We start from the raw sequence: 20,608 nt of genomic DNA on the forward strand, positions 1-20,608 counted from the left end.
CAGCCAGCAAATCTCCTTTGCAACCTGTTACAATAAACCTGTTTTTATCGAAACGAAAAGACACCATCATGACCACCATCAGCCCGATTCAAGACACGCAAAGCGCGACTCTGCAAGAATTGCGCGAATGGTTCGACAGCTACTGCGCCGCGCTGCCGGACAACGATAAAAACCTCATCGGTACCGCATGGTCGCTGGCGCAGGAACACTATCCCGCCGATGCCGTCACGCCGTACGGCGAGCTGCTGCTCGACCATTTTCTCGGCGCGGCGCAAATGGTCAATGAACTCGACCTGCTCCCCGATGCCGTCGCCGCCACCCTGCTTGCCGATATCGGACGCTACGTCCCCGACTGGAATCTATTGGTTTCCGAACGCTGCAACAGCACTGTCGCCGAGCTGGTCAAAGGTGTGGACGAAGTGCAGAAGCTCACCCACTTCGCCCGTGTCGATAGCCTCGCCACGCCCGAAGAGCGCGCCCAACAAGCCGAAACCATGCGTAAAATGCTGCTGGCGATGGTAACTGACATCCGCGTCGTGTTGATCAAGCTCGCCATGCGTACCCGCACCATGCAGTTTCTCAGCAATATCCCCGACAGCCCCGAAAAACGTGCCGTCGCCAAAGAAACCCTCGACATCTTCGCCCCGCTCGCCAACCGTTTGGGCGTGTGGCAGCTCAACTGGCAGCTTGAAGACCTCGGCTTCCGCCATCAAGAACCCGAAAAATACCGCGAAATCGCGTTGCTTTTGGACGAAAAACGCACCGAACGCCTCGAATACATCGAAAACTTCCTCAACATCCTGCGCGCGGAACTCAAAAAATACAACGTCCACTTCGAAGTCGCCGGTCGCCCGAAACACATCTACTCCATTTACAAAAAAATGGTGAAGAAAAAACTCAGCTTCGACGGGCTGTTCGACATCCGCGCCGTGCGGATTCTGGTCGATACTGTCCCCGAGTGTTACACCACGCTGGGTATCGTCCACAGCCTCTGGCAACCTATCCCCGGCGAGTTCGACGACTACATCGCCAACCCCAAAGGCAACGGCTATAAAAGTTTGCACACCGTCATCGTCGGTCCGGAAGACAAAGGCGTGGAAGTGCAAATCCGCACCTTCGATATGCATCAATTCAACGAATTCGGTGTCGCCGCGCACTGGCGTTATAAAGAGGGTGGCAAGGGCGATTCCGCCTACGAACAAAAAATCGCCTGGTTGCGCCAACTCTTGGACTGGCGCGAAAACATGGCGGAAAGCGGCAAGGAAGACCTCGCTGCCGCTTTCAAAACCGAGCTTTTCAACGACACGATTTACGTCCTGACCCCGCACGGCAAAGTCCTCTCCCTGCCCACGGGAGCCACCCCCATCGACTTCGCCTACGCCTTACACAGCAGCATCGGCGACCGTTGCCGCGGTGCGAAAGTCGAAGGGCAAATCGTGCCGCTGTCCACCCAGCTTGAAAACGGACAACGCGTCGAAATCATTACCGCCAAAGAAGGGCACCCTTCCGTCAACTGGCTCTACGAAGGCTGGGTCAAATCCAGCAAGGCAATCGGCAAAATCCGTGCCTACATCCGTCAACAAAACGCCGACACCGTGCGCGAAGAAGGCCGCGTCCAACTCGACAAACAGCTTGCCAAACTCACGCCCAAGCCCAACCTGCAAGAGCTTGCCGAAAACCTCGGCTACAAAAAACTCGACGACCTCTACACCGCCGTCGGACAAGGCGAAATTTCCAACCGCGCCATCCAAAAAGCCTGCGGCAAGTTGAACGAACCGCTGCCCGTACCTGTCAACGAAACCACCATCGTCAAACAGTCCAAAATCAAAAAAGGCGGCAAAAACGGTGTTCTCATCGACGGCGAAGACGGCTTGATGACCACGCTTGCCAAATGCTGCAAACCCGCGCCGCCCGACGATATTGTGGGCTTCGTTACCCGCGAGCGCGGTATTTCGGTACACCGCAAAACCTGCCCGTCTTTCCAACATCTCGCCGAACACGCGCCTGAAAAAGTGCTGGACGCAAGCTGGGCGGCGTTGCAGGAAGGACAAGTGTTCGCCGTCGATGTCGAAATCCGCGCCCAAGACCGCTCAGGGCTTTTACGCGACGTATCCGACGCACTTGCCCGCCATAAACTCAACGTTACCGCCGTGCAAACCCAGTCCCGCGACTTGGAAGCCAGCATGAGGTTCACGCTCGAAGTCAAACAAGTCAACGACCTCCCGCGCGTCCTCACCAGCCTCGGGGATGTCAAAGGCGTATTGAGCGTTACCCGGCTTTAAATACAAAAATGCCGTCTGAAAGACGGATATCATTTCAGACGGCATTTTGATTACCGGGTTTTTATCCGACCTGCCAGACAGTACTCGCACGATTTATATCTAAATAATCAATACCCGCTTCATCGAATTTCGTTTCCAATTCTTCTACCGAATGAGTATCTAGAAAAAGCCTCTCTTGATAGGTAATCGGCAATAACCAGAAAAATCGGACATTATCCATATATTCCAACTCTTGCCCATAAGGATAAGGCAGAGAAATCAGAAAATGCCGAAAGGACGATTGATCGACCCACGGTCTGCCGATATTGACCGTTTTTCCTAATTGAAATTGATCAGGATAATGCATACTTGCCGATGCCAGCATTGCCAAGGTCTCAATATGTTCGGGCGTTTCAAACGGGCTGACGATAAAAAACTCCTGTCCTAAAAATGAGCCTATCCCAGAGCTGACATAAACCCAAGGCTCATCTGCATGATTAGGAATCACTTGGAAAACTTGGAAATCGGGAAGTTCTTCAACAATCCTTCCTAAAGCCCAAGTAAATCCTTTAATTTCATGATGTTTCCAAAAATTTTGCAAATGAGATAAAACAGTTTGGTTATAGTCCATGCTTTTTAGCCTGTTTTCAAAGGTCGCCTGAAACCTGAAACAAGGTTTTTCAGACGGCATTGACCGTTTGAAGAAGGTATTTACCAAGCAAACGGTTTCCGATTCATATCCGAAAGGTTGTCAACTTCATTATCCAGCAAGAACCGTTCAAAAGTATTCCAACCCTTTTTTTCCACCAATTCTGCTTCCTGTTTATACAACGGGACGAGCAAAGGGAAAACGATATTGCAGTGTTCTCCATAACAGACCTGAAAATCATCGTCGAAATAAAATGGGGCGGAAACATACAGTGCATCCATTTTGCTACCTTCGATAATTACCCTGGGTAATTGAATAATTTCACCTCTTAAAATAGGTTGTCTATTGTCAATCAAATATTCAGCCACTCCTGATAGAAAAGCTGCAATATTTTCTTTATTCCATTCTTCAGAACAGGTAAAAATTAATTCAAACCTACTCTTATAGTTCAAGTCATATCGATTTAAGCCTAAAGTAGAAAAAGTAGTTACCCCTTTATATGGTTGTGATGGGAAGACGGAAACGCTGAGATGATAACGTCGATCCAAGCATTTTATACCGCTTTCGATTTCACCCAAATAATGTTCTAAATGTTCAACTATAATCATTTTTTCTTAAAACTTTCATCCCTATCCCGGCAAGACGTAGGCTGTTTTGGGCTCCAATACCGACTTTTTTATTAACGGAAATGCCGTCTGAAAAATAAAGCAGCACCTTGATTTTGCCGCCTAAGGACTTTGCATCCATTCCTCTTTGCTGATTCCAAATTCAAACTCCGCTTGTTCAAATGCCGAATCTAATGTGTCATGATAAGTATCCGTTTGTTCCTGACCGGTCTCATCCAAATAAAACAAATAAAATCCTTGGTCATCTTCATATTGAACAATACTTAAAGCAACAGGTTTGGGAAGTATCCCCATTGGAGTGCGATGAATCGTTCTAATAGGAAAATCCTTATTTTTATCTAAGATAACTTTGAATAATTCTTTTACACTCATCATTTTTTAATCCTGAATAATTGTTACTACACTATTTTCTATTACACGTCCATTGGGTTTTTAGATTTTCCTTTGCGGTCAAACGCTACTTTAGTTACCTGTTTTGTATCAAAAATGCCGTCTGAAAGCCGAATATCGTTTCAGACGGCATTTTGACTGTTTAAAGCGGAGGCAGTTCTATAAACGGAAAGAAATGCTGAAACTTCTGATAAATTTCAGGATATTTCTCTAAGGCTTTTAATGCTTTTTCTTTTGAGATAGGCGGATCATAGACATCTATCCCCCTTAAGAAGGCAATGCCGGTCAAGGCATTTTTTTTCGATTTCGGCAGGCTGGAACTCGGAGCAAAACCTACAATATTGCCAATATCGCCAATTCCTACATCGAAGTCCGCCAAGTCAAAAATATAAAAAGGGATGTCCTCGATGGGCATATCGCGTATTACTTGTTCAATCCATAACTTGAATTCATTTAAATCAATAGACTGAGAGAATAAGCATTTAATTGCAAATCCTAAATCATCACTATCCTCTTTTATGATTTTCCACATAGTTACTTTCCTTTACTCATCGCTCTCCAACCGATATGTCCGGTATCATGATGCAAGTCTTCATTAATCAATTGCATCCTTCCAGTATCTTGATGATGATGCCAAGTGTAGCCGGTATTTCAAATGTTCCTTTGCTGTTAAATGCTCTTTTAGTTACCTGCTTTGTATCAATAATGCCGTCTGAAAAGCGGAATGGGCTTTCAGACGGCATTGTTTTTTCTGTTTGACGGCCTCAATCCAAAATCTTGCCGATGATTTCGCCCACGTCTTTCGACAATCCTTCCTGCGCCCGAATGCGCTGCAATTCTTGTTTCACCAAGTTTTTGCGGTGCGGCTCGAGCTTGTTGCAGAGGTTGAACGCCTGCACCAAACGGGCGGCGACCTGCGGGTTAAAGCGGTCGATTTCGATGACTTTGTCGGCAATGAAGCGGTAGCCGCTGCCGTTTTCTGCGTGAAAATGCGGGACGTTGCGGCTGAAGCTGCCGATGAGCGAGCGGGCTTTGTTGGGGTTTTCGAGGCTGAATTTCGGATGTTGCAAGGCGGTTTGAACCTGTTGCAGGGTGTCACTGCGGCGGCTTAAACCGACGAGGGCAAAATATTTGTCCATCACCAGCGCGTCGTCTGAAAACTTGTCGGCAAACCGCGCCAAGAGGCGGTTGCGCGTATCGCTTTCGTTGCCGTTGACGGCGGACAGAATGCCCCATTCGTGAGTCATGTTTTGCGCCATTTCGCCGTATTTTTCGGCAACGGTTTCGATGTGTGCGGGGTCGGCGCGCAGGACGAAGGCGCGGCAGACGTTGCGCAACGTGCGCCAGCCGGCGGCTTCGGGGCTGTACTCGTAGCTTTGGTTTTCCTGCTGCGCCGCCTGACGGTTCAACTCGTGCCATTTCGGCAGGAAGTGGACGGCAAGCCTATCCAACAAGGCTTCGCGCGCCTGATGGTAGCGCAGCGGGTCGATGTTTTCCGCGCCGTCCCACAGTTCGGCTTCAGACGGCACGCCCAAAAGCAGGGCTTTGAAGGCGTTGTCTAAGAGGTCGTCTGAAATGACTTTTTCGACGGCGGCAAGCAGTTTTTCGTGTTTCGGCAACTCAACGCCGTCTGAAAGCGCGGCAAGGTTGGCGGCGACGGCGCGGCGGTAGAGCGTTTGCGCGGCTTCCCAGCGCGTGAAGGCGTCGCTGTCGTGGGCGAGCAGGAGCAGCAGGTCGTCGTCGCTGTACGGATAGTTCAGGTGCACCGGCGCGCTGAACCCGCGCAGCAGCGAGGGAACGACGGCTTCGGTCACGCCTTCGAGCGCGAAGGTCTGTTCGGTTTCGGTCAGCAGCAACACGGCTTCGGTTACGCGTTTGCCCTGATAATCGAATGCCACTGCTTCGCCGTTGCGGTTCAGCAGCCCGATTTTGACGGGAATCATCATCGGCTGCTTGTCCGCCATATCGGGCGTGGGCGGCACGGTTTGTTTAATGGTTAACTCGAAAATATTGTTTTTCAGACGACCTTCCGCTTCCAAAACGGGCGTGCCCGCCTGACTGTACCACAAGGCGAACTGGTCGAGATTGATGCCGTTCGCGTCCGCCATCGCCGCGCGGAAATCGTCGCAGGTAACGGCCTGCCCGTCGTGGCGTTGGAAATAGAGCTTCATGCCTTTTTGGAAGCCCTCTTCGCTGAGCAGGGTGTGATACATCCGCACCACTTCCGCGCCTTTTTCATAAACGGTCATGGTGTAGAAATTGTTCATCTCCTCATAGCTGGCGGGGCGCACCGGATGGGCGGTCGGGCCTGCGTCTTCGGGGAACTGGTGCTGGCGCAAAAGGCGGATGTTTTCGATGCGGCGCACGGCGCGGCTGGCGCGGTCGCCGGAAAACTCTTGGTCGCGGAACACGGTCAGCCCTTCTTTCAGCGAAAGCTGGAACCAGTCGCGGCAGGTCACGCGGTTGCCCGTCCAGTTGTGGAAATATTCGTGTCCGACCACGGATTCGATGCCTTCAAAATCAGTATCGGTAGCGGTGCGGCTGTCGGCAAGGACGAACTTGGTGTTAAAGATGTTCAAACCCTTGTTTTCCATCGCACCCATATTGAAATCGCCCACGGCAACGACCATGAAAATATCCAAGTCGTATTCCAAACCGAAGCGCGTTTCGTCCCACTTCATCGCGTTTTTCAATGATTCTACGGCAAAGCCAACCTTGGGCTTGTCCGCTTCGGTGGTGTAAAACTCGATTTTGACGTTTCTGCCGCTCATGGTGGTGAAATAGTCTTCCGTTACCGCCAAGTCGCCCGCGACCAAAGCAAACAGATAGCTCGGTTTGGCAAACGGGTCTTCCCATTTCACCCAATGGCGGCTGTCTGAAAACTCGCCGCCGTCGATTTTGTTGCCGTTGGAAAGCAAAACGGGATAACGTTTTTTGTCGGCGACGATGGTGGTGGTGAACTTGGACATCACATCCGGACGGTCGATGTAGAACGTGATTTTGCGGAAGCCCTCCGGCTCGCATTGGGTAAACAGATTGCCGCCGGAAGCATACAGCCCCATCAGCGATTTGTTTTCCGCCGGCAGGATTTCGGTTTCCACTTCGACGGTGAAGCGTTCGGACGGCACACCCGCAATCGTCAGCGTCTCGCCTTCCAACACATAATCCGCCGCCGCCCCGTTGATTTTGACGGACAAGAGTTTCGCCGAACCGTCCAACACCAGCAGCTCCCCCACCCTCTGCGGCTCGACCGTCAAACGGGATTTCACAATGGTTTGCGGTTCGGCAATGTCGAAATGCAGGTCGGTTTCGAGGATGCGGTAGGCAGGCGTTTGGTAATCTTTCAGATAACGGACGGTTTTGCTCATTTTTTTCTTTCAATATTATTTGGTTTGATAAGGAAAACCGGTTTCAGACGGCATGGGCAAACCCTGCACCGATATGCCGTATGAAACCGAAACATCAGTGCGGACGCACCGTCAAACAACCGGTTTTAATTTCAATCTTTATTTCCACGCTTGGACAAACTCTTCCCAATGCTGCTTGTCCCCGGCTTGTGCGGATAGGTAATTCCTAATCCGTTTGATTTCCATTTCGTATTCATCCGCATCAAACCTTCCGCTGACCAAACAGAAACGCAGGTACATCAGATAGGTATTTACCGCATCGGTTTCACAATAATTGCGGATTTCCTTCAATTTACCGGCATGGAATGCCTCCCAGACCTTGCTGCCGTCCATACCCAATTTACCCGGAAAACCACACAGTTTCGCCATATCGTCCAGCGGCACGTTTGCCCTCGGCTGATAAAGTGCGAGCAAATCCATCAAATCGCAGTGGCGTTGGTGATAACGGCTGATATAGTTGTTCCACTTGAAATCGCGGCTGTCTCCAAATTCACCTTCGCCCATATCCCAATAACGCGCGGCACTGATGCCGTACAACAATGAACGGTAATGCAGGACAGGCAAATCGAACCCGCCCCCGTTCCAACTGACCAGCTGCGGCGTATGTTTTTCAATCAACTCGAAAAATTTGGCGATGACCACTTCCTCGCCATCATCCATCTCGCCGATTGTACCGACATGGACTTTATCCTGCCCCCACCGCATGCAGCACGAAATCGCCACAACCTGATGAAGATGATGCTGCATAAAATCTCCGCCTGTCTGAGCACGGCGTTTTTGCTGGGCAAACAGCACCACTTCATCGTCGGGCAGTGAGGACGGCAGCTCGTACAATGTTCGGATACCCTGGACATCAGGTACGGTTTCAATATCGAAAGCCAAAATCGTGGTCATGACAGCACCTTGTATTTAAAACGGATGCGCCTATTGTGTCATTAAAAGGCCGATAAAAAAAGAGGCAACCCCCCACAGGATTGCCCCAATACCTCAAATCAGAGATTTACGCTTCACAAACAATACAGGCTTCCGCCTGCGGCTTTACCTGCGCAGCTCAACTCTACGCCGGTAAACTTTCGTTTCACCGTTTCCGATGAAACGCCAACCAGTCATAAAACTGACCAGCATATCCTTTCAGACGGCATTTCCTAGCTGCGTCTGTAATTCCATGTAGCGAAATGTACGCTATTTTTTACAGTTTGCCAAGCATTTTTTACAAAATTGATATAGAAGCGTTTATTTTATAAAATGATGAATTTTTTGATTTTTTAGATTAAAATTCTAATAATTTATTTAAATTGATACTTAATTTTATAATATCTATATATTTGACAATATATTTTTCAAGATAGCACCGAGCAAAATAACGGTTATTGAATGGTAATTTACAACATTTTGTTTTTAAAGGAAATTAATTTTAATATATTAACCATATCGATAGAATATATTCATTGATTTATCATGTATTCTCCAAATTTTCTTTGAAATCTATTTTTAAAATCAGAAAATATTATTTTTTAGGCACTTAAATAACAGCAATTATTAAATGCTTCTGTTTATATAATTCAATTTTTCGCATTTAAAAAAACAATCGCAAAACTCAATTTTCCCTTAACAGCCCACTATGTAGTTTCGTGTAATTTGTAAAAATCCTGTTCACCTTCCGGACGGGTTTTAAAACGCTTGTGCAGCCAAAAATATTGTTCCGGATGTTCGCGCACCCTGTCTTCGATAAAACGGTTCATACGCTGCGCGTCGGCCTGCGCATCTTCACTCGGAAAGGACTCCCAAGCAGGGTAGAAATGCAATGTAACCGTATTGTCCGCCTCCCTGACGGGGATGGCGGGAATCACTTTGGCATTTGCAAGGGCGGCTATCCGGCTCAAACCGGTAATCGTTGCCGTCTGAATACCGAAGAAATCTACAAAAACCGACTCATTGCGTCCGAAATCCTGATCGGGAAGATACAAAAACGGCGCACTGCTTTTGCGGAACTGCCTGATGATGGCGCGTAAACCTTCCGTACGGCCGATTAGAAAAACATTGTTATAGCGGTTGCGGCCTTTCAAAATCTGTTCGTCCAACATCTTATTTTTTTGATGGGAATACATACTGATCAGCGGAACATCCTGATTAAGCGCGTATACCGCCATCTCGAACGCGGTAAAGTGCGGATACAGGATGATGACTTTTTCCCCTGCCGACAATGCCTCATCCAGATAATGTTTGTTGCGGTAACGCACCAGCGACTTCAAACGTCCTGCGGGCGCATACCAGTATAAACCGTACTCCAACATCAACTTCGCCATGTGTTTGAAATGCTGCTTCAATACGGTTTTACGCTTTTCCTCACTCCATTCGGGAAAACATTTTGCCAAATTGATTTCCCCAACCCTTCGGCGGGGTTTGATCAAACGGTAGGCAAGCAAACCCGTCAGGTCGGCAAGTTTGTGCAGCAGCGCAAACGGCAAAAACCGCAGGGCATACAAAATAAAAAATATGAACTTCATCTTGATACACATTTCCTTTTCAGGGAGATAACGAAAATGCCGTCTGAAACTATTGGAATCTGCCGCGCTTGACCTGCATCCCGGAAGGGCTGAGTTTGGACGCAAGCCCATGGTTGCGCAAGGCATGGGTCAAGGCCACCGCCAAACCGTCGGCGGCATCCGACTGAGGCGTTCCCGATAAGCCGAGCATCTGCACCACCATATGCTGCACCTGTTCTTTTGCCGCCTTACCCTTGCCGACCACCGCCTGTTTGACCTGCAAGGCAGTGTATTCTGAAACGGGCAAACCATGGCTGACCAGAGCCGCCAATGCCGCCCCCCTAGCCTGCCCCAACATCAGCGTCGATGCCGGATTGACGTTGACGAAAACCTGTTCCACTGCCGCCTGTTGAGGCTTGTAAGTGGTAACGACTTCGCCGATATGCCGCACAATCACGGCAATCCTGTCTGCCAGTGCGGCATTGGCGGGCGTTTTGATGCAGCCTGAGGCAACATAAAAATGATCCCGCCCCCTGACATCGATGACACCGAAACCCGTTACGCGGCTGCCCGGGTCGATGCCTAAGATACGGACGGTTGCAGCCATATTCACAACAAACCGTGTTGAATCAGTTTTTTACGCAAGGTATTGCGGTTCAGTCCCAACATGACGGAGGCTTTGGACTGATTACCGCCGCATTGCTCCATCACACACACCAACAGCGGTTTTTCCACCTGATGCAATACCATATCGTACACGCCGCAAGGTTCGGTACCGTTCAGGTCTTTGAAATATTGTTCTAAATTTTGTCTGATGCATTGAGAAATATCGGGAAGGGTATGGGGCATGATTGCACTTTCAAAGGATAATCAAGTGTTCAGAAGGCTTTTGGGTGGTAGGAGCACGCCCAACTGTCGGTTTTTTCGGCAAGTCTTTCAAGATAACCTGCAAGCATGTCGTATTGCGCCGCTGCACTGTCCAAGTAGTTGATTTCACGACGTGTCTGTTCGCCGTCGGGCATTTCGTCGATGTACCAACCTATGTGTTTGCGTGCGATGCGCACACCGGCGGTCTCACCATAAAACGCGTGCATGGCGCGGATGTGGTTCAAAATAGTGGCGGTGCATTCTGCCAAACTCAAGGCAGGCGGTAAAACACCGTGTTCGGCGTAATGTTTCAAATCACGGAAGAACCACGGCCTGCCTTGTGCGCCTCGCCCTATCATGATGCCGTCTGCGGCGGTTTGTCTGAGGACGGCTTGGGCTTTTTGCGGCGAAGTAATGTCGCCGTTGACCCAGACCGGGATGTTCAGACGGCATTTGGTTTCGGCAATCAGGTCGTAAGCCGCTTCGCCTTTGTACATTTGCGTGCGAGTGCGTCCGTGGACGGCAAGGGCGGCAATGCCGCAATCTTCGGCGATACGGGCGATGGCAGGCAGGTTTTTGTGGTCGTCGTGCCAGCCCAAACGGGTTTTGAGGGTAACGGGAACGTCCACCGCACGGACGACTGCTTCGAGAATGGCGGCAACCAGCGGCTCGTTCTGCATCAGTGCGCTACCAGCTTGGACATTGCAGACTTTTTTAGCGGGACAGCCCATGTTGATGTCGATAACCTGCGCCCCGAGGCTGACGTTGTAACGGGCGGCATCCGCCATCTGCTGCGGATCGCTGCCGGCAATCTGCACAGCGGCGACACCGCCTTCATCGGTAAAGTCACTGCGGTGCAGGGTCTTTTTGGTATTTCTAAGCGTCGGGTCGCTGGTTAGCATTTCGCACACCGCCCAACCTGCGCCAAAATCTCGGCAAAGTCGGCGGAACGGTTTGTCCGTAATGCCCGCCATCGGGGCGAGTGCAATGGGATTGTCGATAATGTAGCCGCCGATGCGCATAATGGGTCCGCATTTCAAAAAAGTGCAACATTGTACATTTTTTAAGCAAAATTTCCAATCTCTGCCTGCGCCCGCGATTGGGGCACGTGTCGTTTTATGGCATAATCCGCACACAGATTTCCTGCCCCGCCACTCACAGGCGGGCAGTTTACTTTCCCCGTCCTATCGGTTTCCCGTTTCAGACGGCATAACGTCTGAAAGAAAGACTACAATCATGAGTAATCCATTTTCCTCTTTAGGTTTGGGTACGGAACTCGTTTCCGCGCTGACCGCGCAAGGTTACGAAAACCCGACGCCCATCCAAGCCGCCGCCATTCCCAAAGCACTCGCCGGTCATGATTTACTAGCCGCCGCCCAAACCGGCACAGGCAAAACCGCTGCCTTTATGCTGCCCAGTCTGGAACGCCTCAAACGCTACGCCACCGCCAGCACCTCGCCCGCGATGCACCCCGTGCGTATGCTCGTGTTGACCCCGACGCGCGAACTCGCCGACCAAATCGACCAAAACGTGCAGGACTATATTAAAAATCTGCCGCTACGGCATACCGTCCTCTTCGGCGGTGTCAACATGGACAAACAAACCGCCGACCTGCGTGCCGGCTGCGAGATCGTCGTCGCCACAGTCGGACGGCTCCTAGACCATGTGAAACAGAAAAACATCAGTTTAAACAAAGTCGAAATCGTCGTTCTGGACGAAGCAGACCGCATGTTGGATATGGGGTTCATCGACGACATCCGCAAAATCATGCAGATGCTGCCCCGCCAACGCCAAACCCTGCTCTTTTCCGCCACCTTCTCCGCACCGATACGCAAACTGGCACAAGACTTCATGAATGCGCCCGAAACCGTCGAGGTTGCCGCCCAAAACACCACCAACGCAAATGTCGAGCAGCACATCATCGCGGTCGATACCATGCAGAAGCGCAACCTGCTCGAACGCCTGATTGTCGATCTGCACATGCCCCAGGTTATCGTCTTTTGCAAAACCAAACAGAGCGTCGACCAGGTAACGCGTGATTTAATCCGCCGCAACCTCTCCGCACAGGCGATACACGGAGACCGTTCCCAACAGAGCCGGCTCGAGACACTCAACGCCTTCAAAGACGGTAGCCTGCGCGTACTTGTCGCAACCGATATCGCCGCACGCGGTCTGGATATTGCCGAACTGCCCTTCGTTATCAATTACGAAATGCCCACCCAGCCCGAAGACTACGTCCACCGCATCGGACGCACAGGGCGCGCCGGTGCGGACGGTGTGGCGATTTCCCTGATGGACGAATCCGAACAGAAAATGTTTGAGGCCATCAAAGAACTGACCGGCAACAAGCTGCTCATCGAACGCATCGAAGGCTTCGAGCCCCGATGGTGGGAACAGGAAGGCTCAAAACCGGAAAAAACCGAAACAAGCGAACCGAGACAACGCAACCGCTACGAATCCGCCAAGGCTCAGCGCGAAAAAAATACCCGACCGGAAACCACGGCAAACGATGCGGGTGCCGCATGCGGAAAAATCGCCGGTCGCAGCCGCCGCAGCCGTCGGGAACACCAGTCGTGCGCCCTGCTCCAACCCCGTTACGGCGTAAAATAAACCGCCTGAAATCCGAATGCCGTCTGAACATTTCCGTTTCAGACGGCATTTTTCAAGCAAACTGCTTTATTTGTGCAAAATCGTCCGGCTAAAATAAATTTGTTCCTGAGACTTCCTTATCTGCACAACATTGTCCCCCCCTACTCAAACCATCAGGATTTCCCAATATCCCGCTCATTCGATGCCGCCTTAATCAGTGCAGGTTCGGCAGAATCTGCAGAATTCTCCCTATTTCGCAAAAAAAGTTATAAAGCCTGCGTATTGGAGCAACAGCATTTTCCGCGCTTCATCATCGGGAAAGCCTGATGCCGTATGATTTCTTCCATTTTGGCAGGATACGCATGTGACACCGAGAATCCATTCGTGGAGAAACCCGAACAGCACCTGTCCGCCTTGGCTGAATGGATCGGTCAGTTAGAAACCGAATAAATCCGTACCGCCATACAAAATGCCGTCTGAATCCAAACGGGTTCAGACGGCATTTCCATTTCAACTGTTTTTATGATTATTCGGGACGCATTTGCGGGAACAGAATCACGTCGCGGATGGTTTGCGAATCGGTCAGCAGCATCACCAGGCGGTCGATGCCGATGCCGCAACCTCCTGTCGGCGGCAGACCGAATTCCATCGCGCGGATGTAGTCGGCGTCGTAGTGCATGGCTTCGTCGTCGCCCGCGTCTTTTTGCGCCACTTGCGCTTTGAAGCGTTCGGCTTGGTCTTCGGGGTCGTTCAACTCGGAATAGCCGTTTGCCAGCTCGCGACCGACAACGAACAATTCGAAACGTTCGGTCAGACCTTGTTTGGTATCGGAAGCGCGTGCCAACGGGGAAACCTCAACCGGGTAATCGACGATAAAGGTCGGGTTCCACAATTTGCCCTCGGCACAACCTTCAAACAGGGCAAGTTGCAGGCTGCCGATACCCGGAGACGGCGGCAGGCTTTCGCCGTGTTTGACGATTTCTTTTTTCAGCCACTCCGCATCGTTCAACTGCTCGTCGGTGTAGTGCGGATTGTATTTTTTGATGGCACCGAGAATGGTCAGGCGTTCGAACGGGCTTTCCAAATCGACTTCTTTGCCGTTGTAAGTGATTTTCGCCGTGCCGTTTACTGTGCGCGATGCGTTTCTGATGATGTCTTCTGCCATCTGCATCATACGTTCGTAGTCGGAGAAGGCTTCGTAGAATTCGATCATGGTGAATTCGGGATTGTGGCGCACCGACATGCCTTCGTTGCGGAAGCTGCGATTGATTTCAAACACGCGCTCCAAACCGCCGACCACCAAGCGTTTCAGATACAGCTCGGGCGCGATGCGCAGGTAGAGCGGGATGTCCAAAGCATTGTGGTGGGTCACGAACGGTTTCGCCGTCGCGCCGCCGGGAATCGGGTGCATCATCGGGGTTTCGACTTCGAGATAACGCTCGTTCACCATAAAATTGCGCACAGATTGGATGATTTGGCTGCGTTTGATGAAGGTATTGCGCGATTCTTCGTTGGCAATCAAATCGACGTAGCGTTGGCGGTATTTGGTTTCCTGATCGCTCAAGCCTTTGTGTTTGTCGGGCAGCGGGCGCAGGGATTTAGACAGCAGGCGGATGTCAGACACGCGCACGGTCAATTCACCGTGGTTGGTTTTAAACAAAGTGCCTTCCGCGCCGACGATGTCGCCCAAGTCCCAGTGGTTGAAGTCGTCCAAAACTTCTTGGCTCACGCCTTTGTTGTTCAAATAAAGCTGGATTTGACCGGTAACGTCTTGAATGGTGGCGAAGCTGGCTTTGCCCATTTGACGTTTGAGCATCATGCGGCCGGCCACTTTGACGGGAATACCTTGCGGGTCGAGTTCTTCTTTGCTGATTTCACCGTATTGGGTATGCAGGTCGGCGGCAAAGCTGTCGCGTTTGAAATCGTTAGGGTAGGCGTTGCGTTCTTTGCGGATGTTGTGCAGTTTCTCGCGGCGCAGGGCGATGATTTGGTTTTCGTCCAACTGCGGCTCGATTTGCGGATTGTTTTGTTCGCTCATGGTGTTTTCCGGAAAAATAAATCAGGCGCAATCTGTTTCAGACGACCTGATTGAATCACAAAATTTGCGCATATTTTACGCGATGTCGGTGTTTTTTTCTAGGAAAGGGCAATGCCGTCTGAAAATATTACAGACGGCATTCAGATTTTGAAACCTATGCCAAAAGTCCACTAAGGTTCAACAGGAACAAAACGGCAAATCCGGTCAGGTAGAGCAAGCCGACAATGGCAAGGAAATTCATACCGGCGGTAAGCTTGTGCCGTTTGTCTCCTTTGACCAGGCGGTAGTTGAGCCATGCGAACACAGGGGCGGACACAAAAGCGGTAATCATGGCAAATTTGAGCAGCTCGGCCATCGCGCTGTTGAACCAGAAAATCACCGCCAAACCGCTGCCTGCAACCCAAATATTCCAGGCAAAGAGTTCGGCGTTGCCGGTTTTCTCACTGCCGCGCAGCAGGCGCACAGGTTCCGCAATGGCGCGCGCATAACCGTCAACAACGGTAATCGTCGTACCGTACATGCAGGCAAAAGCGATAAACGCCACCAGCGGACGCGACCAGTCGCCGATGGTTACCGCATACATATTGATCAGTTGTCCGACATATTTGCCGCCGGCCATCTGCACTTCTTCACCGTTGCCGTATTGCACGTACGCACCCAGAGCAAGGAAGACGACGGCAAGCACGGCACTGGTGATGTAACCGACGTTGAAATCAAAAATCCCGTCATGATAAGAGGAAGGTTGGAGGCGCTGTTTCTCCGTAACCCACAAAGAATTGATGGCGGAAATTTCAATCGGCGCAGGCATCCAGCCCATCAGCGCGATCAGGAAGCCCAAACCGGCAAGCGTCCACGGTGTCGGCTCGATAAAATCAGGTTTCATCTGCATACCGCGCGACATGGCGATACCGGCGGCGGCAACCGTGGCAACCGTCAGGCTGACGATGATAATTTTGGAAACATTGTCCAAAGCCTTGTAGCGTCCGCTCGCCAGGATAATCAGGCAGGATGCCATAATCAGCGCGGAGATTGCGCCGATACCCAGTGTCAGCGAGGGAATCGCCATTTTGACGATGGCGGCGGTTACAATGGCAACCGCACCCGCGTTAATCGTCGCGGCAGCAATACACAAAATCAAGAAAACCCACAGGTAGATGCGGCTTTTCTCCGCATAACCTTCAATCAGGCTTTTACCCGTGTCCAGCGTGTAATGCGCGCTGAAGCGGAAAAACGGGTATTTGAAGAGGTTGGTTAGGACGATAATCAACGCGAGCTGCCAGCCGTAAAGCGCACCCGCCTGCGTCGAGGCAATCAGGTGCGATCCGCCGACTGCCGCCGATGCCATCATAATACCCGGCCCCAATGCGTTGATTTTACTTTTCCAAGTCGAAATATGTTGTTCGGACATGATTTTTCCGTATTGCTAATATAAAAAATGCGTATTTTAACGTAATCTAAATACACGCCAAACCGGCTTATTGAAACTTTACACCCTAATATTCCTGATTTCTCCCAATTATTTTCAGAAAAACATGCAATATGGCATTTTATGCCTGAAAGTTTACAACAAATAGCCTTGCATCGCTTTTTACCGTACAAAATATACTTTCAAACCCCTGAACGCGTTTTGCAGCCGGCAAACGATTTGATAAGATGGTTACGTTTCCTCAGCCGGTACGCCGCCATGCCGTCTGAAACCTTACACTTTCTCTGGAGAATCCGTTCATGAATACCGTATCGAATTACCTGTCCGCATTGCGCGAAGCCATGAAGGCGCAAGGCTTGGACGCACTCGTCATCCCTTCCGCCGACCCCCACCTGTCCGAATACCTGCCCGAGCATTGGCAGGCGCGCCGCGAATTGTCAGGCTTTACCGGCTCGGTCGGCACATTCGTCGTTACCGCCGATGAAGCGGGCGTATGGGTGGACAGCCGCTATTGGGAACAAGCCGCCAAACAACTTTCCGGCAGCGGCATTGAGCTGCAAAAAAGCGGTCAAGTGCCGCCGTACAACGAATGGCTCGCGGCAAACCTGCCCGAGAACGCTGCCGTCGGCATCCCTTCCGATATGGTGTCGCTCACCGGCAAACGTACTTTGGCGCAATCCCTAGCTGCCAAAAACATCCGCATCGAACACCCCGATGACCTGATTGACCGCGTATGGAGCAGCCGCCCAGCCATTCCTGCCGAAACGGTATTCATCCACGACCCCGACTACGTCTCCGAAACCGCCGCCGAAAAACTCGCCCGCGTGCGTACCGTCATGGCGGAAAAAGGCGCGGATTACCACTTGGTTTCCTCGCTTGACGACATCGCTTGGCTGACCAACCTGCGCGGCAGCGACGTGCCTTTCAACCCTGTTTTCGTGTCATTCCTGCTTATCGGCAAAGACAACGCCGTCCTGTTTACCGACCGATGCCGTCTGAACGCCGAAGCCGCCGCCGCGCTGCAAACCGCCGACATCACGGTCGAACCTTACGCCCAAGTTACCGACAAACTCGCGCAAATCGGCGGCGCGCTGCTCATCGAGCCGAACAAAACCGCCGTCAGTACACTCGTGCGCCTGCCCGAAAGCGTGCGCCTGATTGAAGGCATCAACCCGTCCACGCTGTTCAAATCCTGCAAATCCGGAGCCGACATCGCCCACATCCGCGAAGCGATGGAACACGACGGCGCGGCGTTGTGCGGCTTCTTCGCCGAGTTTGAAGACATCATCGACAACGGTGGCAGCCTGACCGAAATCGACGTGGACACCATGCTTTACCGCCACCGCAGCGCGCTCCCGGGCTTCATTTCATTGAGTTTCGACACCATCGCAGGCTTCAATGCCAACGGCGCCCTGCCGCATTACAGCGCAACACCCGAAAGCCATAGCACCATCAGCGGCAACGGGCTGCTGCTCATCGACTCCGGCGCGCAATACAAAGGCGGCACGACCGACATCACCCGCGTCGTCCCCGTCGGCACGCCCACAGCAGAACAAAAACGCGACAACACGCTCGTTCTCAAAGCCCATATCGCGCTTGCCGAAGCCGTGTTCCCCGAAAACATCCCCTCACCGCTGATAGACGCGATTTGCCGCAAACCCCTGTGGCAGGCGCAATGCGACTACGGTCACGGCACAGGCCACGGCGTAGGCTATTTCCTCAACGTCCACGAAGGGCCGCAACGCATCGCCTTCGCCGCCCCCGCCACGCCCGAAACCGCGATGAAAAAAGGGATGGTAACGTCTATCGAACCCGGACTCTACCGCCCGGGAAAATGGGGCATCCGCATTGAAAACCTTGCCGCCAACCAAGCCGTAGCCAACCCGCAGGAAACCGAGTTCGGCAGCTTCCTATACTTCGAAACCCTGACCCTCTGCCCCATCGATACACGCCTGATGGACACCGCCCTCATGACCGACGGCGAAATCGACTGGGTCAACCGCTACCACGCCGAAGTCCGCCGCCGACTCGAGCCGCTGACCGAAGGCGCGGCAAAAGCGTGGCTGATCAAACGCACCGAACCGCTGGCGCGTTAAACAGCCCGATACAAAAAATGCCGTCTGAAACCCAAGACAAAGGTTTCAGACGGCATTTTTTACCGGTTCACATCAATGGCGGAAGTGGCGCACGCCCGTTACCACCATGGCGATGCCGTGTTCGTCTGCCGCATCGAAAACTTCCTGATCGCGCATGGAGCCTGCGGGGTGGATGATGGCTTTGATGCCCTGCTCGGCAATGACATCCACGCCGTCGCGGAACGGGAAGAAGGCATCAGAGGCAGCGCATGCGCCGTTTAAGTCCAAACCTGCATCTTGCGCTTTGCGGGCAGCGATGCGGGTGCTGTCCACGCGGCTCATTTGGCCTGCGCCGATGCCGTAGGTTTGGCCGCCTTTGCCGAAGACGATGGCGTTGGATTTGACGTATTTGGCGACATTCCATACGAACATCAGGTCGTTCCATTCTTGCTCAGTCGGTTGACGTTTGGAGACGACTTTCAAATCGGCGCGGCTGATGCGGTGGATGTCGGGCGTTTGTACCAACAGTCCGCCGCCGACGCGTTTGAGTTCAAAGCGGTTGGCACCTGCTTCAAGCGGCACTTCCAATACGCGCACGTTTTTCTTGGCGGCGGCGATTTCGAGGGCTTCGGCGGTGAACTTCGGCGCCATGAGGACTTCCATAAATTGGTTGTCGGTAATTTGTTTGACGGTTTCGCCGTCCACTTCGCGGTTGAAGGCGATGATGCCGCCGAACGCGCTGGTGGTGTCGGTAGCGTAGGCGAGTTTGTAGGCGGTCAAGGTATCGGCTGCAACGGCGACGCCGCACGGATTGGCGTGTTTCACAATCACGCAGGCCGGCGCATCAAAGGACTTGACGACTTCCCATGCGGCATCGGCATCGGCGATATTGTTGTAAGACAATTCTTTGCCTTGCAGCTGTTTGTAGGCGGAAAGGCTGCCTGCAGCAGGGTAAATATCGCGGTAGAACGCGGCGCGTTGGTGCGGATTCTCGCCGTAGCGCATGTCTTGCACTTTAATCCAGCTTTGGTTGAACTGACTTGGGAATTCGCCGATTTGGGGCTGGCCGCTTAAGACGTCGTCTGAAAGCGAGGTCAGGTAGTTGGAAATCATGCCGTCGTATTGGGCGGTGTGGCTGAATGCTTTGCGTGAGAGGTTGAAACGGGTTTTGTCGCTCAATGCTCCGTTGTTGGCTTCGAGTTCGGCGGCGATGGCCGGGAAATCGGCTGTGTCGGTAACGATGGCGACGTGTTTCCAGTTTTTCGCGGCAGAGCGCACCATGGTTGGGCCGCCGATGTCGATGTTTTCAATCGCGTCTTCCAGTGTGCAGTTTGGTTTGGCGATGGTGGCAGCGAAGGGGTAAAGGTTGACGCACACGAGGTCGATATTGCCGATGCCGTGCTCTTCCATCTTGGCGACGTGTTCATCCAAATCGCGACGGCCGAGGATGCCGCCGTGGATTTTCGGATGCAGGGTTTTCACGCGGCCGTCGAGCATTTCGGGAAAACCGGTATAGTCGGCAACTTCGATAACGGGAACGCCTGCATCAGCCAAGAGCTTTGCTGTACCGCCGGTAGAGAGGATTTCGACACCGAGTTTGTGCAGGGTTTGGGCAAATTCGACTGCGCCTGTCTTGTCGGACAGGCTGATCAAGGCGCGTTTGATGGAAGACATTTGGATTTCCTTTGTTGAAGGTTTAATCGATATGGGATGAATTTTCAGGGCGGTATTATCCGCTATTTTCGCCTTTTTGGCAGTAGGTTTTTATAGATATTGTTGACAATTTTATTGTAA

18 protein-coding genes and 2 pseudogenes are annotated in these 20,608 nt (G+C 51.9%); 5 read left to right on the forward strand and 15 right to left on the reverse strand.

Going from position 1 to position 20,608, the window contains the following annotated elements:
• Positions 1-68 precede the first annotated feature (68 nt).
• Positions 69-2,282, forward strand: coding sequence for a RelA/SpoT family protein (locus DQM57_RS06300; protein ID WP_111727690.1), 2,214 nt, complete (start codon positions 69-71; stop codon positions 2,280-2,282).
• Positions 2,283-2,343: 61 nt separating this feature from the next.
• Here DQM57_RS06300 and DQM57_RS06305 read toward each other — a convergent pair whose 3' ends face one another.
• From DQM57_RS06305 to dusB, 12 genes and pseudogenes are all read right to left on the reverse strand, one after another.
• Positions 2,344-2,892: a suppressor of fused domain protein gene (locus DQM57_RS06305; RefSeq protein WP_107860295.1), complete on the reverse strand. Its 549-nt coding sequence runs from the start codon at positions 2,890-2,892 to the stop codon at positions 2,344-2,346.
• An 80-nt stretch (positions 2,893-2,972) separates the two neighbouring features.
• Positions 2,973-3,518: a suppressor of fused domain protein gene (locus tag DQM57_RS06310; RefSeq protein ID WP_107860220.1), complete on the reverse strand. Its 546-nt coding sequence runs from the start codon at positions 3,516-3,518 to the stop codon at positions 2,973-2,975.
• Complete coding sequence (locus DQM57_RS09665; RefSeq protein WP_167395552.1) at positions 3,505-3,657, reverse strand: hypothetical protein; 153 nt, start codon at positions 3,655-3,657, stop codon at positions 3,505-3,507. Before DQM57_RS09665 ends, DQM57_RS06310 begins: the two co-directional genes overlap by 14 nt.
• Positions 3,639-3,911 carry a hypothetical protein gene (locus tag DQM57_RS06315; RefSeq protein WP_107860219.1) on the reverse strand — a complete coding sequence of 91 codons (273 nt, stop codon included), beginning with the start codon at positions 3,909-3,911 and terminating at the stop codon, positions 3,639-3,641. Before DQM57_RS06315 ends, DQM57_RS09665 begins: the two co-directional genes overlap by 19 nt.
• A gap of 157 nt (positions 3,912-4,068) precedes the next feature.
• Positions 4,069-4,458 (reverse strand): hypothetical protein, encoded by a 390-nt coding sequence (locus DQM57_RS06320; RefSeq protein ID WP_107860218.1) that lies wholly within the window; start codon positions 4,456-4,458, stop codon positions 4,069-4,071.
• Between the two features lie 2 nt (positions 4,459-4,460).
• Positions 4,461-4,669, reverse strand: a pseudogene (locus DQM57_RS10065) (HNH endonuclease).
• Between the two features lie 21 nt (positions 4,670-4,690).
• Positions 4,691-7,294: an aminopeptidase N gene (pepN, locus tag DQM57_RS06330; protein WP_111727298.1), complete on the reverse strand. Its 2,604-nt coding sequence runs from the start codon at positions 7,292-7,294 to the stop codon at positions 4,691-4,693.
• A 138-nt stretch (positions 7,295-7,432) separates the two neighbouring features.
• Positions 7,433-8,227: a 3'-5' exonuclease gene (locus DQM57_RS06335; RefSeq protein ID WP_004463709.1), complete on the reverse strand. Its 795-nt coding sequence runs from the start codon at positions 8,225-8,227 to the stop codon at positions 7,433-7,435.
• Between the two features lie 725 nt (positions 8,228-8,952).
• Positions 8,953-9,840: a lipid A biosynthesis lauroyl acyltransferase gene (locus tag DQM57_RS06340; protein ID WP_197711717.1), complete on the reverse strand. Its 888-nt coding sequence runs from the start codon at positions 9,838-9,840 to the stop codon at positions 8,953-8,955.
• Positions 9,841-9,889: 49 nt separating this feature from the next.
• Positions 9,890-10,426 carry a crossover junction endodeoxyribonuclease RuvC gene (gene ruvC / locus DQM57_RS06345; protein ID WP_107860215.1) on the reverse strand — a complete coding sequence of 179 codons (537 nt, stop codon included), beginning with the start codon at positions 10,424-10,426 and terminating at the stop codon, positions 9,890-9,892.
• A gap of 2 nt (positions 10,427-10,428) precedes the next feature.
• Positions 10,429-10,668, reverse strand: a complete 240-nt coding sequence (locus DQM57_RS06350; RefSeq protein WP_002213092.1) for a Fis family transcriptional regulator — start codon at positions 10,666-10,668, stop codon at positions 10,429-10,431.
• Between the two features lie 29 nt (positions 10,669-10,697).
• Positions 10,698-11,708 carry a tRNA dihydrouridine synthase DusB gene (dusB, locus tag DQM57_RS06355; protein ID WP_111727300.1) on the reverse strand — a complete coding sequence of 337 codons (1,011 nt, stop codon included), beginning with the start codon at positions 11,706-11,708 and terminating at the stop codon, positions 10,698-10,700.
• Positions 11,709-11,922: 214 nt separating this feature from the next.
• Between dusB and DQM57_RS06360 the strand changes: the two genes are divergently transcribed.
• The 3 genes and pseudogenes from DQM57_RS06360 to DQM57_RS10070 form a co-directional block, all read left to right on the forward strand.
• Complete coding sequence (locus DQM57_RS06360) at positions 11,923-13,296, forward strand: DEAD/DEAH box helicase (RefSeq protein ID WP_107860213.1); 1,374 nt, start codon at positions 11,923-11,925, stop codon at positions 13,294-13,296.
• Between the two features lie 99 nt (positions 13,297-13,395).
• Positions 13,396-13,602, forward strand: a complete 207-nt coding sequence (locus tag DQM57_RS09560; RefSeq protein ID WP_145960429.1) for a hypothetical protein — start codon at positions 13,396-13,398, stop codon at positions 13,600-13,602.
• A gap of 3 nt (positions 13,603-13,605) precedes the next feature.
• A pseudogene (locus DQM57_RS10070) lies at positions 13,606-13,725 on the forward strand (oxidoreductase); the annotation flags it as partial.
• Between the two features lie 76 nt (positions 13,726-13,801).
• Here DQM57_RS10070 and lysS read toward each other — a convergent pair.
• Together lysS and DQM57_RS06375 are read right to left on the reverse strand one after the other, a co-directional pair.
• Positions 13,802-15,313: a lysine--tRNA ligase gene (lysS, locus tag DQM57_RS06370; RefSeq protein WP_107860212.1), complete on the reverse strand. Its 1,512-nt coding sequence runs from the start codon at positions 15,311-15,313 to the stop codon at positions 13,802-13,804.
• Positions 15,314-15,467: 154 nt separating this feature from the next.
• Positions 15,468-16,721, reverse strand: coding sequence for an NRAMP family divalent metal transporter (locus DQM57_RS06375; RefSeq protein ID WP_004463959.1), 1,254 nt, complete (start codon positions 16,719-16,721; stop codon positions 15,468-15,470).
• 317 nt (positions 16,722-17,038) lie between these two features.
• Between DQM57_RS06375 and DQM57_RS06380 the strand changes: the two genes are divergently transcribed.
• Complete coding sequence (locus tag DQM57_RS06380) at positions 17,039-18,835, forward strand: aminopeptidase P family protein (RefSeq protein WP_111727301.1); 1,797 nt, start codon at positions 17,039-17,041, stop codon at positions 18,833-18,835.
• 72 nt (positions 18,836-18,907) lie between these two features.
• On the opposite strand, the gene purH is transcribed toward DQM57_RS06380, so the two are convergent.
• Positions 18,908-20,488 carry a bifunctional phosphoribosylaminoimidazolecarboxamide formyltransferase/IMP cyclohydrolase gene (purH, locus tag DQM57_RS06385; protein WP_111727302.1) on the reverse strand — a complete coding sequence of 527 codons (1,581 nt, stop codon included), beginning with the start codon at positions 20,486-20,488 and terminating at the stop codon, positions 18,908-18,910.
• Between the last annotated feature and the right edge of the window lie 120 nt (positions 20,489-20,608).

It is taken from the genome of Neisseria cinerea (assembly GCF_900475315.1).
Lineage (GTDB): Bacteria > Pseudomonadota > Gammaproteobacteria > Burkholderiales > Neisseriaceae > Neisseria > Neisseria cinerea.